We start from the raw sequence: 13,552 nt of genomic DNA on the forward strand, positions 1-13,552 counted from the left end.
AGTGAATATTAACCAATTGTAAATAAATGGAACAACCTTTGACTATATATTCTTAATTAATTTATTTTAAATATAACGCAAGTCATGGGAGCATTGATAGTTGGATTAGTTATTATCAACGTAGTAATAGCTATCAACAATATACAAAAACGTAAAGTTTACTAAATGGCCAGGTTGAAATACATTAGCTTAATATGGTTTTTAAGCTTTGTGTTTCATGGTCAGCTAATTTTTGCAGAGGCCCCGAAGCGAGCATCTTTAACATCATGTTGAGCTCTGCATCAATAGTAAAAACAACATCAGTATGGTCGTTATTAAAAGATAACGACCATTTTAATTTTAAATCAAACGGTGGTTTTGCGGCGGGGATAATAACCACTTGCTCATCTGTTACCCTGCTATCGATCTTTAAAGATAATTTAGCCATATTAGGAATGCTAAAACTGGCGTCATCAACAGACGATACCCACTCTTGAATACTATCGGGCATTAATTGCCGGTGATTATTAAAATCGGCCAGGTAGTTAAATACTTCGTTTACCGGCTTGTTGATACTGATGGTACTGGTGAAGGTGGTCATTTTTTTGATTTGAGATGTTAGATATGAGATTTGAGACCGATGCATCTAAATATTTAATTTAAATAACTAAAATCACCGGAATCGACATCATCAAAATAATCAAAGTCTTAGCTTGATGCTATCTGGCCCCAGGTTGATGGGCTTTCGCGCCACTGGGTTAAAACAGCAACATCTTTTTCGCTGATGTATTGATTGGCCTCGGCATATTTAATCAACGCGTTATAATTTGACAGGGTTACAAACGGGCAACCCGCGTTTTTGAAGTTTTCTGAAGCTACATCAAAACCATAGCTGAATATGGCGGCCAGACCCGCAACTTCAAAACCGGCACTTTTCAATGCATCAACGGCTTGCAAGCTGCTTTTTCCGGTAGAGATCAGGTCTTCAATAACCACAACCCGTTTGCCTGTGGTTGTTGGCACATCGCCTTCAATTAAGCTGCCTGTGCCGTGTTCTTTGGCTTTGGCGCGTACATATATAAAAGGAAGCCCCATTTCCTGGGCAACCAATGCTCCTTGTGGGATACCTGCGGTGGCCACGCCGGCTATACAACCAACGCTGCCAAATTTTTCCTGTATAATAACCGTTAACTGCTGCCTGATATAGGTGCGGATTGACGGATGAGAGAGCGTTACGCGGTTATCGCAATAAATTGGCGATTTCCACCCCGAAGCCCATGTAAAAGGATTGTTAGGTTGTAATTTAATTGCTTTAATTTGCAGCAGGAATTCGGCAACCTGCTGTTCTATCTCATTATTATTAAACATGGCCCAAAAATACAGAATTTATATTAACGAAAAAGTTATCCTTTTAACAGAATCAGTGCCTCATGGAGTAGAGTTTTATGAAAAGCTTGAGGCAGAGACTTTTGACCTCAAAATAATTTACACCTGGATACTGGCAAACCCTAAAAAGTTGTTTTATATTTTATGTAAGGATCCCAAAGCTTTTTTAAAAACTATTAAAAAGAGCATTACGCTTATTGAGGCAGCCGGCGGATTGGTAAAAAATACCGCGGGCCTTTATTTATTCATTTACCGTAATGATAAATGGGATTTGCCTAAAGGTAAAATAGAAAAGGACGAAAAAGTAAAAGAAGCCGCCGTACGCGAGGTAGAAGAGGAGTGCGGTATAAAAGTGAGCAAGCTGAACGAAAAGATTTGTAAAACCTACCATGTTTACATTAACCGGGGCGAAATTGTGCTTAAAAAAACGCACTGGTTTAGCATGGATTGTAAGGGTAAAGAAAAATTAAAACCTCAGAAAGAGGAAGGTATTACCGATGTGCGCTGGTTTGAAAAACACCATATTGAACCCATTATTGATAATACTTTTCCATCTATATTAGATGTGCTGCATAAAGAAAAGCTGGCTACAAATAAGCTAATGCCTCAGCAGGGATAAATTGGGCTACATCGCCATGGTGACGCATAATTTCGCGCACAATGGTTGAGCTGATGGATGAGTAACCTGGCTTGCTTACAATAAAGATGCTTTCAATATCGGGTACCAAAGCATGGTTCATCTGGGCTATCGCTTTCTCGTATTCAAAATCTGATACGGTACGGATACCCCTGATCATGTAAGTAGCACCTATACTTTTACAAAAGTTTACGGTTAAGCCTTCGTAAGCAACAATATGTATGCGGTCGTCGTGTTTAAACACTGCCCTTAGCATTTGTTCGCGGGTTTCTATGCTTAAAAAACCTTGTTTGCTGCTGTTGGCACCTATGCCGATGTAAACCTTATCAAAAAGGTTTACAGATCGTTTTACGATATCCACATGGGCCTTGGTAACCGGGTCAAATGAACCAGGGAAAAGAGCGATCTTCATAGTACTGATGTTAATGCCTTACCAAAAGTAACAATGATTTTGAATGTTTGGCAACTTAAGTGCAATTTAAACCGCTTCAATATCCTCAAGGTTATAATAAACCGTAAGCCCGTTTTCTTTAGCTATCCGTACATCCTCGTCGGCCCCTTTTGAGGCACCCGCAATTCTGAAAATGGCATCGCATTTGGCAAGTACGCGGTGCGATACCGGGTAGGAGATCTCCTCGTAAGCTTCATCACCAGGGTATTTTGAACCGGCCTGTTTTAAAAGCGGCAATGCAAACCACTCGCCAACAACCGGGATATGGCCGGCCCTGAAAATAGGGAGCGCTGCTTCTTCCAGCTTCCTTAAGTTTTCGGCCATCAACGCCGGGTTATCATTGGTGCCGGAGCGGTACGGCCCGGCTATTAAAATAAGTAAAGGCTTGTTGCTCATGATAGTAAATTGCTTATTTGCAGGTGTTGTAAAAGCATAATGGTTTTGCCGTCTTTGATTTCGCCGGTATTGATCATTTGCATAGTCTGGGTAAAAGGTAGTTCCAGTACTTCTATATCTTCATGTTCATGATCCAGGCCGCCGCCATCGCTTACTTTCATATCGCTGGTGTATTCGGCAATAAAAAAGTAAAGCAGTTCAGTAACTGATCCCGGCGACATATAGGCCTCAAATACCTTTTTAATATTGCTCACCTGGTAGCCTGTTTCTTCTTCGGTTTCGCGGCGGATGCAGTCTTCGGCATTGTCTTTATCAAGTAAACCACCACAACATTCAATCAGCATGCCGCTTTCGTTGCCGTTAACGTAAGTTGGGATCCTGAACTGCCGGGTGAGGATCACCGTTTTTTTATCCATGTTATATAAAAGGATGGTTGCCCCGTTGCCGCGGTCATAAGCTTCTCTTGTAATTATTGATACCTCCCCATCATTTTTAGTAGCCTCAAAAGTTAGTTTATACAGCGTGTACCAGTTGTTTGACAGGATATCCTTTTTTAATATTTTGATTTTATTCATTTATTTGATTGTTATTAATCAATTTTGATTATTTTTGAACGAATTAACAATATTTAAATGAACTTTCAAAAAAGAAAACAAAATATACTTGATAAACTGAATATTACCGGCGAGGTAGACGTCAAGCAACTTGCTATGGAACTGGCCATTTCTGAGATCACCATTCGCAGGGATTTAAACCAGTTGGCTAATGATGGCTTGCTTTACCGTACCCATGGCGGAGGAATGAAAGTTGATCCTTTGGCAAAACCTGTTGATTTTATAAATAAATCGGCCCAAAATGCCGCGGTAAAGGATGAGATCTGCCGTAAAGCTGCCGAACATATTCACGACGGAGATATTATTTTTATGGATTGCGGCAGCACCGTATTCAGGCTTTGCCCGTTTATAAAAAATAAAAAGATTAAAGTAATTACCAACTCTTTGCCAGTGATTTACGAATTGCAAAATTGCGCTGTATCCTTAAACATTATAGGAGGGGAGTTTGACAGCGAAAGACAGGCCGTACACGGCAAAATAGCCAACGAGCATATAGCCAGGTATCGTGCCGGTAAGGCATTTTTAGGTGTGGATGGAGTTTCACAAAACGGTCTGTTTGCCAACAGCGAATTAGAGGCCGAAATAACATCGGCTTATATTAACCAAAGCGCTTATACCTACTTGCTATGCGATGCAGGCAAAATAGGGAAGGAAACCTATCTCAAATTCGCTGATATAAACCAGGTTGAGGCTATCATTACTAACGCCAAGGATGGGCAACTTAGTTGTTTTAAGGATACTGCTTTAGCTATTTTGCAGGTGAAATGATAAGGCTAAAAACTATTTTATTTTTTGCGCAAAGCCAAAGCGATTCGTTTTTTTACCTAAACCCGGTAATTGATCAAAGGCCTGGTATAAAATATGGTTGTTATTTGTTACAATGCCCTTGAAAATACCAGCTATGTTTTTCTGCAACGCATCATTTTCTTTTCGCAACGCGGCAGTATCTGCAAGGTTAATGTTGGTTTTGTAATTAATTGAAGGATAAATACCTTCTTTCCCTTTTTCGCCAATAAATTGTGGATTCACACCAAAAATAACCGGATTGGTTTTTATCTGATTAACAGTAATAGGAAATTTATAAAAGGTGTTTGCCTCTTTCAAAATTTTTGAATAGAGGTCTTTCATTTCCGATTCGTTTTTATACTTAAAATATGTACCTCCCGGGCTTCCTATCTGTCCGGCAATAATAATCATATCTGCCGCGTCAATTAAATCCCCTGTATTGTAAAGTTTTAGAGCATATTTATAATAACCAGGCGCATTTTTCCCAATAATCTCGTATTCGCCCATCTGCAGTATGTTCAATTTCCAGTCATCGCCGTGCTTTCCGTAAATGGCAATAATTAGCATACTGTTTACAGTGCCCGTGGTTTTTAACAATGATACATACATTTCTTTATTTAGTGCCAGGTAGTTAACTATATAGTCATCTGTGCTACTAATTGTAGGCATTACGGTATTAGATATGTTTGTTGTGGTATTTTTAACGTAATAACTGTCTATAGTCATGTAACCAGAGCTCGTTGTTTTAAGTGCGGGTCCAACTTGGTTAATAACGCTATCTAAACTTTTACCGGCGCCCTTTATTAACTCAGGCGATAGAATTTGTTTTAGATCAGTGAGGTCCTGCCTTTTGATATCATCATAAAGTTGCTTGTTTAAAAGTTCAACCTGGCTTTTTATCTCTGGCTCAATATGGTCGTTAACCCAGGTGCCAGAAGTGCCAACACGGCAGCTGGGGCCCAGCAAGCTTATGCCGACAATTGCAATTGCTGAAAGATATTTTTTCATTTAGTGGATAAGGTTAGGAATGTTTTACTCAGCTTTAAAAAACGAAAATGACGAATGCCCATATTTACGCTGCTCCACAAAACCAGGTTGCTGGCTTAAGTTTTGCATCGATTGATGTTCAACTATTAGCAACGCGCCGGGCAGCAGGATATTCCGCTCAAAAACTATTTTAGGGATCTCGGGTATTTTATTCAGATCGTACGGAGGATCGGCAAAAACAAGATCGTATTGTTCGGTTTCTATCTGCAGGTATTTAAAAACGTCCTCTTTATAAACTTTGATCTGATTTAGCTTATGCTGCCGCGATATATCTTTCAGGTAGTTTACGCAATGGATGCTCCTGTCAACAGATATGACTTCGGCCGCGCCTCTTGATGCAAATTCCATGCTGATATTACCGGTACCGCTAAACAGATCAAGTACTTTGATATCTTCAAATTCAATTTGATTAAGAAGAATATTGAACAACGCTTCTTTGGCCAGATCGGTAGTGGGCCGTACCGGTAAATTTGTGGGTGGATTAAGCCTTAACCCTCTTAAAGTACCTCCGATGATACGCATAATGACAGGGCAGCAAGTGAAAGAATTTTATGGCTTTCAATTTCGTAGGGCAATTGCAGTGTTTCAATCGTGTTGATAGCTACTTTATCAAAAAACTCCGCGAGGCGACTGATGTTTTTATCCTCAGCCTCAACATCGCCACTTAAATAGATGTACGTGTAAGCAGGTTGTAAACCCAATTCGGTAGTTACTAAAGATACAAAGTAAGCCAATTCATCCTCGCCGGTAAATTCAAAAGTATTGTAAAAACGCAGTTTGGTAAAGTTGAAGTTGGCAATTTCGACAGTTTGACCGCTGATGTTCAGGTAAAGGTCCCTATCGCCGGGCTGATTTCTGGCAATAGCGTTAAGCCAGCCTTTCGACGCGAAAACACTGTTACGTAAGCCAAATTCGTCAGCTGCATTAAGCACACTTTCTGGAGTTTTATAGATGATCAGGTTTTTGCTGTCCAGTGGCTGGGCCAAAACTTTTTCATCAGTGTTTACATCCAGGAAACGGGCAAGATCCGCCAGTTTATCCTGTTTAAAAATGCTTTGCGGTATTAAGGAAAATCCTGTGGCGGGTAAGCCAATCACTACTTTTTTATAGTTTGCCGATAAAAGATCAAGCAGCTCCTGCGGATTGCTTAACTCATCCAGCGGATGGTTATTTGCCGCGGCTATTAGTTTGTTTTGATCGCTTACCGCGTATGAAAATGATGATTTATCCAGTTGTAGCAACAAATTATAATCCTGAGCCTTATCCAGACTAAAGTCATCATCGTGGTAATTGTAGTATTGTTCGCTCATGCCAGTTTAACAAAAGTAATATTTTTTAACAGTGAATATGTAAAATATTTATAGCAACAAACACCCAAATTGCAAACAGGATAAAAGGCGAAAATATACCACTTAAAACTTTACCTCCTGCTGATAACATAAATGCTCGGAAAGATGAATCGGGAAGCAAGCTAAATAAAAGGTTTACACCCTTGTAAATACCGAAGATAAGGAGGATAGCAACAATCAAAACACCGATATTTTCCATAGCAAAAAAAAGTGCGGTTAAATATTGAAAATTAGAAGGTTTTTTAAATGTAGGATAAATTTATGAACAATTCTTTGATGGATGACGCCGCTTATGCAAAATAAAACATCTATTAAGATCACCTTTCGGTTGATGTATTACGCTTAATCCCGCTACAAAAAAATGTTTTATGACTATCTCAGTATCGAGCCAAAAAAAAGAATAATGATAATAAATATAATCACTGGTCGCATTATCGGCCGTGGATAATAATCGTCATCTGGGAAATACTTTTTGAAAAAATAGCGTGTTAGTATTAATCCTGCAATTATGTTAACCGCTATTTGTAAGCCGGTTATTGCAGATAATTGTAACAGTTGTTGTGTAGTGAACTGGCCCTTAGCGGCGATTGTTTTTTGCAGGGCTACGGTATCTATTTTGACTCCCACAGTGCGTACAAGGTAGATGGAAAGAAAATAAAAGCCGAACATTACCAATAGTACCTGACTTATAACTTGTTTATAGCCTGCAACCCATAAGTTTATGATTAGCAAAATACCCGCGTACATAGTGCTGAATACAGAGAAACCAAAAATTGCTCTTTTTGAGTAAATATCAACGTAATCTTCGTCCCGTATTTCTTTTTCCTCTATCGGGTCTTCATTAAATTCCATGGTCAAATTTATAACTAATCCTGTTAGCTTTTTAATAAGGGTAAAGGTTTTTCAATTACTTATCAGCATTTTTGCATAGTGACAGTAATTGATCATATCCGCAAAGCATTCCCGCATACACCAAACGGCCAGCAGTTGGAACTGTTCGACCGCCTGCATGCCTTTTTGCAAAGTCGCGACGGCGACGAATGTTTTATACTGCGTGGTTATGCAGGTACGGGTAAAACAACCGTAGTAGGAGCCTTGGTTAAAGCGCTTAAGCAATATAATTATAGGTCGATATTATTGGCACCTACCGGCCGGGCCGCCAAAGTGATCACCAATTACTCGGGTAAAAAGGCCTTTACCATTCATAAACGCATCTACCGCAAAAAGGCTGCTTTAACCTTAGATGATGGTTTTGCCATTGCTGATAATCTGGCCAGCGATACCTTGTTTATAGTTGATGAGGCATCAATGATAAGCGATGAACCAATAGCCGGCAGGGCATCGTTGTTGTTTGACCTGTTACGTTACGTTTACAACGATAAAAACTGCAAGCTGATGCTGGTAGGGGATACCGCCCAGTTGCCGCCTGTAGGCTCTGATACAAGCCCCGCATTGAGCGAACAGATCATGAAGGATAAGTTCGGCCTCTCGGTTTTTAGATACGAATTAACGGATGTATTGCGCCAGCAAAAGGATTCGGGCATTTTATTCAACGCCACCGAGATTCGCGACCTGATCAGGAAAGAAGAGCTTGTTGCTCCAAAGATTGTTACCAAGGGCTTTAAGGACGTGTACAGGATGACGGGCGAACGATTACCTGAAGGCCTGGAATATGCTTATAAAAAATACGGATATGATCGTACGTTGATCATTTGCCGGTCGAATAAAAATGCCAACTTATATAACGGGCAAATTCGCAACCGCATCCTGTACCGAGAGGAAGAACTGACCGGGGGCGACCAGATCATGATTGTGAAAAATAACTATTTCTGGCTAAAAGATAACGATGAAAACAGTACCGATTTTATTGCCAATGGCGATATTGCCCGGATAAAAAAAGTACGCCGAACCGAAGATATGTACGGTTTCCGCTTTGCAGACGTGCAGATAGAGTTTATCGATTACGCCGAAGATCCGGTACTGGATTGCAAGATATTACTGGATACCCTATATGCCGATTCGCCATCCTTATCACATGAAAATCAAAAGAAGTTTTATGAGGAAGTAATGAAGGATTATGCGCATCTCACCAATAAACGGGCTATGCACAACGAACTAAAAATAAACCCGTACTACAACGCCCTGCAAATTAAATTTGCCTACGCCATTACCTGCCACAAAGCCCAGGGTGGCCAATGGGATGCCGTATTTGTTGATCAGGGCTATGTTACCGACGAGATGATCAATATGGATTTCCTCCGCTGGTTTTATACCGCTGTTACCCGTGCCACAACAGAATTGTTTTTGGTAAATTTTGATAACCGCTTTTACAAAGTGCCGGAGGTTTTTTAGTCATTTGCTGCGCAGTCATTAGTCATTTGCTGCGCAGTCATTAGTCATTTCGCTTCGCTGTCATTAGTCATTAGGGCATTGGTTTTTGTGTTTTATTCCTTTGTCTGAAAATCTTTTATCCAAAAGTCTTTCATTCTTTGTCCCAAAAAAACTACCTTCACTGCATAATTACTTCAACAACATATCAAACAAGGATTGCCAAAAATCCGGCCTGCTAATTACAGGTTTTAAAAAACGCTGATCGCTTAGCGCAGTGTTTTTCTATGCTTGAATTTTACTAACTAATTTTAATTACCGTAATGAAAATTACACCTATACTGGCTATTGGCTTGTACATTATGATATGTAACAACGTGGCCGTAAAAGCAAGAACGCAAATGGATTCTATAACTAAGAAACAAAAAGTATTATCGTTTTATAAACTCATTGTTGGGCAACGCAAGGCAGAGTTAATTCCCGATTTTATATTGGATGATTATAAACAACATAACCCAATCGTTGCCCAGGGAAGGTCCGGAATTACCGGGATGATCAATTACCTTAAAACGTTGCCGCCTCCGCCGGCAGATGCCAAATCGCCAATAATCAGAGCTATACAGGAAGGTGATTTTGTAGTTACCCATCTTGATATTCAATTTATGGGTAAGCGCATGGCTGTAATAGACCTTTTTAAATTAAAAGACGGCATGTTGGCCGAACATTGGGACGCAATACAGGAAATGCCTGACCAGGCAGGGCAGGCTGTAACTTCGACTAACGGAACAGTGGAGATTAATGAAACTGCATCGGAAGAAAATAGCAAGCGAGTTGTTAGGCAATTTTACGCTGCTGTGATTGATAGGAAACCAGCCACCGGATTAATTAAAGCAGATTATGTTGAACATGACCCATCTGTAATTGCATCAGGGAAGAATCTTGATGGATATCTGCAACAGGGGGCTGATCGAAACATCAAAATTCACCGCGTTATTGCCGAAGGAGATTTTGTGGTTGTTCAATCGCAATTTAACAGAGAGGGTAAAACTTATGTGTTGTACGAAATCTTCAGGGTTCAGGATCAACAGATTGCCGAGCATTGGAGTGTGGAGCAGCCTGTGCCTGATGGGGTAGAGGCCGAAAATATGTTTTAAGGGTATCTTACTCTTGTTGACCTTTAGACTTACGAAGTTTTGAAAACTTCGTAAGTCTTTTATTAGTCCGGATGCTTTTTACAATTTATATAACGATACAAATAACTCGGTCTGTAATTTCCATTCGCCGTTATTTTTACGCCACATAGCCGAATATTTACCACCTTTACTATAGGAGTTTTTAGCTACCCATGTGCCGGTTTCCCAAGCCATAACACCATTATCGCCGACGGTAATTTCAGCAGGGGTACGGATATAGGTTACCGTTTTGTTAATCTTGAAAAGATTTTTCCAGCCGGCTATAATGCTGTCTTTACCTACCGTGGTAATTTCCCTACCAATGGTTTGTGTAAAATCGGGCAGCCAATATTGCGCCACGCCGTTAATATCATGCCTGGCTATTGCCGCGTTTGATGTGCTCCTTGCCTTTTTTATTGTAGCTACATCAGCAGCATATTGATTTTGTTGCAGGGCAAGCGATAGCGTTGTAAATGTAATAAGAGCGAGTTTGAGGAAGGGCGGCATGGGCAATTGATTTTACTGTACAAGTTAGTCATTATCAACCTTAAAGTACGCCCAACTAAAAATATTTGGAATTCGCCGGGATAGTAAAGTTGAAACCAGCCCGGGCTCGATTTATGTTAAAACAAAAGAGGCACCTAAGGTGCCTCTTTTAATATTTTATAGTAAAATTTATACAGAGAAGCTTTCGCCGCAACCGCAGGTGCGGCTGGCATTAGGGTTGTGGAAATTGAATCCTTTGCCGTTTAGGCCGTCGCTAAAATCAAGCTCGGTACCGGCAAGGTACAGGAACGATTTCATATCTAAAGCCATGCGTACGCCCTGGTCTTCAAAAAACTGATCGCCTTTTTTTTCTTCGTTATCAAAATCAAGGTTGTATGATAAACCAGAGCAACCACCACCCTGTACAGAAACCCGCAGAAAATAAGAGGCATCAAGCCCGCCATCCTGCATCAGGTGTTCTATTTTATTTTTTGCTTTATCAGTTACAGTTACCATGGAAATAGAATCAAGAGTCAAGAATCAAGAGTTAAGACCTTATCTTAAAGTTGATTCCCTAATTATTTATTAAAAAAAACAAGAATCCAAAGCCAAAAAGTCTTAATTCTTGACTCTTGATTCTTGCATCTTCTTAGTGGTGTACTTTTTCGCTTTCAATTGGCGCTAAGCCGTTTTTTACGCGGAAATCGTTGATAGCTGCTTTGATAGCATCTTCTGCCAAAACAGAGCAGTGGATTTTTACCGGCGGAAGAGCCAGTTCTTCAACAATATCCATATTGTCAATCTTCATAGCATCATCAATGCTTTTGCCTTTTAACCACTCAGTAGCTAAAGATGAAGAAGCGATTGCCGAACCGCAACCGAAGGTTTTGAATTTTGCATCGGTGATAACATTGTCATCATTCACCTCAATTTGCAGGCGCATTACGTCGCCGCACTCAGGTGCACCAACTAAACCGGTACCTACTTTGTGGCTGCTTTTATCCAAAGTGCCCACATTGCGGGGATTAGTGTAGTGATCGATTACTTTATCTGAATATGCCATTTTTTTAATTATTGAATTAGTGAGTTATTGAATTAGTGATTAAATTCTACTCGTATAGTGTTTTATAAGTTAAAGCATCTGCACATTTGAAGTCTGCGCATTTGCATATCTAATTAATGCTCTGCCCACTCAATGGAGTCAAGGTCGATGCCTTCTTTAAACATTTCCCAAAGTGGTGAAAGTTCGCGCAGGTGGGTAACCGCTTTAAGGGTTACTTCAACAGCGTAATCAACTTCTTCTTCGGTAGTAAAGCGGCCTAAACCAAAACGGATTGATGAATGTGCCAGATCATCTGATAAGCCTAAGCTTTTCAGTACATATGATGGTTCTAACGAAGCCGATGTACAGGCCGAGCCTGATGAAACAGCCAGGTCTTTCATTGCCATCATTAAGCCTTCGCCCTCAACATATTTGAAAGAGATATTGGCAACATGTGGTAAGCGGTGTTCAACATTTCCGTTTACATAACTTTCTTCCAATACGGTTAAGGCGCTTTCCAGTTTATCGCGTAAAGCAGATAAGCGTTTCGCTTCGCTTTCCATTTCTAAACCGCAAAGTTCACAAGCTTTACCTAAACCTACAATGCCCGGTACGTTTAATGTGCCAGAACGCATACCGCGTTCGTGACCGCCACCGTCCATTTGCGCGGTAACTTTAACACGTGGTCCTTTACGGCGTACGTATAAAGCGCCAACACCTTTAGGGCCGTATATTTTGTGTGCCGATAATGCCAAAAGGTCAATACCATCGGCGTTTACATCAACAGGTATTTTACCAACCGCCTGTACAGCATCGGTCATAAACAGCGCGCCGTATTTATGGGCAATGGCAGATATTTCTTTAATAGGCTGAATAACACCAATCTCGTTGTTGCCGTACATTACAGATACGAGGATAGTCTCGGTGGTCATGGCTGCTTCTAAAACTGCAAGATCAACCAGCCCATCTTCTTTAACAGGTAGGTAAGTAACTTTTCCGCCTAATTTTTCAACGTGTTTGCAGGCATCAAGTACCGCTTTATGCTCGGTAACGGTAGTTATAATGTGGTTACCTTTTTCTTTATACATTTCAAACACACCCTTAATGGCAAGGTTGTCTGATTCGGTAGCGCCAGAAGTAAAAATGATTTCTTTTTCGTTGGCACCAATCAGTTTGGCCACCTGCTCACGGGCATAATCAACACCTTCTTCTGCAACCCATCCAAAAGGGTGGTTACGGCTGGCCGCATTACCAAATTTCGAAGTAAAATAGGGTAACATGGCTTCCAAAACCCTTGGGTCCATAGGAGTTGTTGCGTTATTATCTAAATAAATTGGAACGTTCATAGTTGCTAAGTATATTAACAGAACAAAGATACACAAGTTTTTATTTAAAATCATTCAAAACAAAGCGTAAATTATCAAAGCTGACCATTAATTTACAATATTTGGACATGAACAAAGTGGAACATATTGGCATAGCGGTTAACAGTGTTAGCCTTGCAGGTAACATCTACGAAAAGCTGTTGAATACTACGGTTTATAAAACTGAGAGGGTGGAAAGCGAAGGTGTGCTAACCGCTTTTTTGCAAACCGGCCCCAATAAGATAGAACTATTACAGGCTTTAAATGACGATAGCCCGATAGCTAAATTCATAGCGAAAAAAGGAGAGGGGATACACCATATTGCTTTTGAGGTAGATGATATTGTTGCCGAAATGCAGCGGTTAAAAGGTGAAGGGTTTGTACTGTTAAATGATGCGCCAAAACAAGGTGCTGATAATAAACTGGTTTGTTTTGTGCATCCTAAAAGCGCTAACGGAGTATTGATTGAATTGTGCCAGGGGATTTAAGTTGGCAATTTTGAGTTGGCAGTTTGC

Annotated in this window: 19 protein-coding genes; 5 read left to right on the forward strand and 14 right to left on the reverse strand. The window is 40.3% G+C overall.

What is annotated here, in order from left to right; genetic code table 11:
• Nucleotides 1–184 precede the first annotated feature (184 nt).
• Both FHS10_RS09705 and pyrE read right to left on the reverse strand, forming a co-directional pair.
• Entirely contained in the window at nucleotides 185–580 is a 396-nt protein-coding gene (locus FHS10_RS09705) for an SRPBCC family protein (RefSeq protein ID WP_259089889.1), read from the reverse strand.
• 107 nt (nucleotides 581–687) lie between these two features.
• The gene (pyrE, locus tag FHS10_RS09710) at nucleotides 688–1,347 is read right to left on the reverse strand and encodes an orotate phosphoribosyltransferase (protein WP_259089890.1); all 660 of its coding nucleotides are present in this window, start codon (nucleotides 1,345–1,347) and stop codon (nucleotides 688–690) included.
• On the opposite strand from pyrE, the gene FHS10_RS09715 reads away from it, so the two are divergent.
• Complete coding sequence (locus tag FHS10_RS09715; RefSeq protein WP_259089891.1) at nucleotides 1,346–1,984, forward strand: NUDIX hydrolase; 639 nt, start codon at nucleotides 1,346–1,348, stop codon at nucleotides 1,982–1,984. The genes pyrE and FHS10_RS09715 overlap by 2 nt on opposite strands.
• On the opposite strand, the gene coaD is transcribed toward FHS10_RS09715, so the two are convergent.
• From coaD to nudK, 3 genes are all read right to left on the reverse strand, one after another.
• Nucleotides 1,953–2,414 carry a pantetheine-phosphate adenylyltransferase gene (coaD, locus tag FHS10_RS09720; protein WP_259089893.1) on the reverse strand — a complete coding sequence of 154 codons (462 nt, stop codon included), beginning with the start codon at nucleotides 2,412–2,414 and terminating at the stop codon, nucleotides 1,953–1,955. The genes FHS10_RS09715 and coaD overlap by 32 nt on opposite strands.
• A gap of 66 nt (nucleotides 2,415–2,480) precedes the next feature.
• Nucleotides 2,481–2,849 (reverse strand): DUF4406 domain-containing protein, encoded by a 369-nt coding sequence (locus tag FHS10_RS09725; protein WP_259089895.1) that lies wholly within the window; start codon nucleotides 2,847–2,849, stop codon nucleotides 2,481–2,483.
• Entirely contained in the window at nucleotides 2,846–3,424 is a 579-nt protein-coding gene (nudK, locus tag FHS10_RS09730; protein WP_259089896.1) for a GDP-mannose pyrophosphatase NudK, read from the reverse strand. The genes FHS10_RS09725 and nudK overlap by 4 nt, the downstream gene beginning before the upstream one ends.
• A 57-nt stretch (nucleotides 3,425–3,481) precedes the next feature.
• On the opposite strand from nudK, the gene FHS10_RS09735 reads away from it, so the two are divergent.
• A complete protein-coding gene (locus FHS10_RS09735; protein ID WP_259089897.1) occupies nucleotides 3,482–4,231 on the forward strand; it encodes a DeoR/GlpR family DNA-binding transcription regulator in 750 nt (249 codons plus the stop codon).
• Between the two features lie 12 nt (nucleotides 4,232–4,243).
• On the opposite strand, the gene FHS10_RS09740 is transcribed toward FHS10_RS09735, so the two are convergent.
• From FHS10_RS09740 to FHS10_RS09760, 5 genes are all read right to left on the reverse strand, one after another.
• Nucleotides 4,244–5,257: a hypothetical protein gene (locus FHS10_RS09740; protein ID WP_259089898.1), complete on the reverse strand. Its 1,014-nt coding sequence runs from the start codon at nucleotides 5,255–5,257 to the stop codon at nucleotides 4,244–4,246.
• Between the two features lie 24 nt (nucleotides 5,258–5,281).
• Nucleotides 5,282–5,818: a 16S rRNA (guanine(966)-N(2))-methyltransferase RsmD gene (rsmD, locus tag FHS10_RS09745; protein ID WP_259089899.1), complete on the reverse strand. Its 537-nt coding sequence runs from the start codon at nucleotides 5,816–5,818 to the stop codon at nucleotides 5,282–5,284.
• The gene (locus FHS10_RS09750; RefSeq protein ID WP_259089900.1) at nucleotides 5,794–6,606 is read right to left on the reverse strand and encodes a DUF3822 family protein; all 813 of its coding nucleotides are present in this window, start codon (nucleotides 6,604–6,606) and stop codon (nucleotides 5,794–5,796) included. Before FHS10_RS09750 ends, rsmD begins: the two co-directional genes overlap by 25 nt.
• A gap of 25 nt (nucleotides 6,607–6,631) precedes the next feature.
• Entirely contained in the window at nucleotides 6,632–6,844 is a 213-nt protein-coding gene (locus FHS10_RS09755) for a hypothetical protein (protein WP_259089901.1), read from the reverse strand.
• Nucleotides 6,845–7,017: 173 nt separating this feature from the next.
• The gene (locus tag FHS10_RS09760; RefSeq protein ID WP_259089902.1) at nucleotides 7,018–7,497 is read right to left on the reverse strand and encodes a hypothetical protein; all 480 of its coding nucleotides are present in this window, start codon (nucleotides 7,495–7,497) and stop codon (nucleotides 7,018–7,020) included.
• A 78-nt stretch (nucleotides 7,498–7,575) separates the two neighbouring features.
• On the opposite strand from FHS10_RS09760, the gene FHS10_RS09765 reads away from it, so the two are divergent.
• A complete protein-coding gene (locus FHS10_RS09765; RefSeq protein WP_374759823.1) occupies nucleotides 7,576–8,997 on the forward strand; it encodes an ATP-dependent DNA helicase in 1,422 nt (473 codons plus the stop codon).
• 299 nt (nucleotides 8,998–9,296) lie between these two features.
• Entirely contained in the window at nucleotides 9,297–10,127 is an 831-nt protein-coding gene (locus tag FHS10_RS09770) for a nuclear transport factor 2 family protein (RefSeq protein ID WP_259089903.1), read from the forward strand.
• A gap of 78 nt (nucleotides 10,128–10,205) precedes the next feature.
• Here the strand turns inward: FHS10_RS09770 and FHS10_RS09775 are convergent, their stop codons facing one another.
• From FHS10_RS09775 to FHS10_RS09790, 4 genes are all read right to left on the reverse strand, one after another.
• Nucleotides 10,206–10,652, reverse strand: coding sequence for a YybH family protein (locus FHS10_RS09775; protein WP_259089904.1), 447 nt, complete (start codon nucleotides 10,650–10,652; stop codon nucleotides 10,206–10,208).
• 168 nt (nucleotides 10,653–10,820) lie between these two features.
• Entirely contained in the window at nucleotides 10,821–11,147 is a 327-nt protein-coding gene (locus FHS10_RS09780; RefSeq protein ID WP_259089905.1) for a HesB/IscA family protein, read from the reverse strand.
• Between the two features lie 133 nt (nucleotides 11,148–11,280).
• Nucleotides 11,281–11,694 (reverse strand): Fe-S cluster assembly scaffold IscU, encoded by a 414-nt coding sequence (gene iscU / locus FHS10_RS09785; protein WP_259089906.1) that lies wholly within the window; start codon nucleotides 11,692–11,694, stop codon nucleotides 11,281–11,283.
• 113 nt (nucleotides 11,695–11,807) lie between these two features.
• Nucleotides 11,808–13,019, reverse strand: coding sequence for an IscS subfamily cysteine desulfurase (locus tag FHS10_RS09790; protein ID WP_259089907.1), 1,212 nt, complete (start codon nucleotides 13,017–13,019; stop codon nucleotides 11,808–11,810).
• 107 nt (nucleotides 13,020–13,126) lie between these two features.
• On the opposite strand from FHS10_RS09790, the gene mce reads away from it, so the two are divergent.
• Nucleotides 13,127–13,525, forward strand: coding sequence for a methylmalonyl-CoA epimerase (mce, locus tag FHS10_RS09795; protein ID WP_259089911.1), 399 nt, complete (start codon nucleotides 13,127–13,129; stop codon nucleotides 13,523–13,525).
• Nucleotides 13,526–13,552: the final 27 nt, after the last annotated feature.

Source organism: Mucilaginibacter dorajii, assembly GCF_024808255.1.
Classification (GTDB): Bacteria; Bacteroidota; Bacteroidia; order Sphingobacteriales; family Sphingobacteriaceae; genus Mucilaginibacter; species Mucilaginibacter dorajii.

Coding starts and splice junctions, on each gene's coding strand:
- FHS10_RS09705 (WP_259089889.1), bottom strand. CDS start 580: ATGACCACCTTCACCAGTACCATCAGTATCAACAAGCCGGTAAACGAA.
- FHS10_RS09715 (WP_259089891.1), top strand. CDS start 1,346: ATGGCCCAAAAATACAGAATTTATATTAACGAAAAAGTTATCCTTTTA.
- pyrE (WP_259089890.1), bottom strand. CDS start 1,347: ATGTTTAATAATAATGAGATAGAACAGCAGGTTGCCGAATTCCTGCTG.
- coaD (WP_259089893.1), bottom strand. CDS start 2,414: ATGAAGATCGCTCTTTTCCCTGGTTCATTTGACCCGGTTACCAAGGCC.
- FHS10_RS09725 (WP_259089895.1), bottom strand. CDS start 2,849: ATGAGCAACAAGCCTTTACTTATTTTAATAGCCGGGCCGTACCGCTCC.
- nudK (WP_259089896.1), bottom strand. CDS start 3,424: ATGAATAAAATCAAAATATTAAAAAAGGATATCCTGTCAAACAACTGG.
- FHS10_RS09735 (WP_259089897.1), top strand. CDS start 3,482: ATGAACTTTCAAAAAAGAAAACAAAATATACTTGATAAACTGAATATT.
- FHS10_RS09740 (WP_259089898.1), bottom strand. CDS start 5,257: ATGAAAAAATATCTTTCAGCAATTGCAATTGTCGGCATAAGCTTGCTG.
- rsmD (WP_259089899.1), bottom strand. CDS start 5,818: ATGCGTATCATCGGAGGTACTTTAAGAGGGTTAAGGCTTAATCCACCC.
- FHS10_RS09750 (WP_259089900.1), bottom strand. CDS start 6,606: ATGAGCGAACAATACTACAATTACCACGATGATGACTTTAGTCTGGAT.
- FHS10_RS09755 (WP_259089901.1), bottom strand. CDS start 6,844: ATGGAAAATATCGGTGTTTTGATTGTTGCTATCCTCCTTATCTTCGGT.
- FHS10_RS09760 (WP_259089902.1), bottom strand. CDS start 7,497: ATGGAATTTAATGAAGACCCGATAGAGGAAAAAGAAATACGGGACGAA.
- FHS10_RS09770 (WP_259089903.1), top strand. CDS start 9,297: ATGAAAATTACACCTATACTGGCTATTGGCTTGTACATTATGATATGT.
- FHS10_RS09775 (WP_259089904.1), bottom strand. CDS start 10,652: ATGCCGCCCTTCCTCAAACTCGCTCTTATTACATTTACAACGCTATCG.
- FHS10_RS09780 (WP_259089905.1), bottom strand. CDS start 11,147: ATGGTAACTGTAACTGATAAAGCAAAAAATAAAATAGAACACCTGATG.
- iscU (WP_259089906.1), bottom strand. CDS start 11,694: ATGGCATATTCAGATAAAGTAATCGATCACTACACTAATCCCCGCAAT.
- FHS10_RS09790 (WP_259089907.1), bottom strand. CDS start 13,019: ATGAACGTTCCAATTTATTTAGATAATAACGCAACAACTCCTATGGAC.
- mce (WP_259089911.1), top strand. CDS start 13,127: ATGAACAAAGTGGAACATATTGGCATAGCGGTTAACAGTGTTAGCCTT.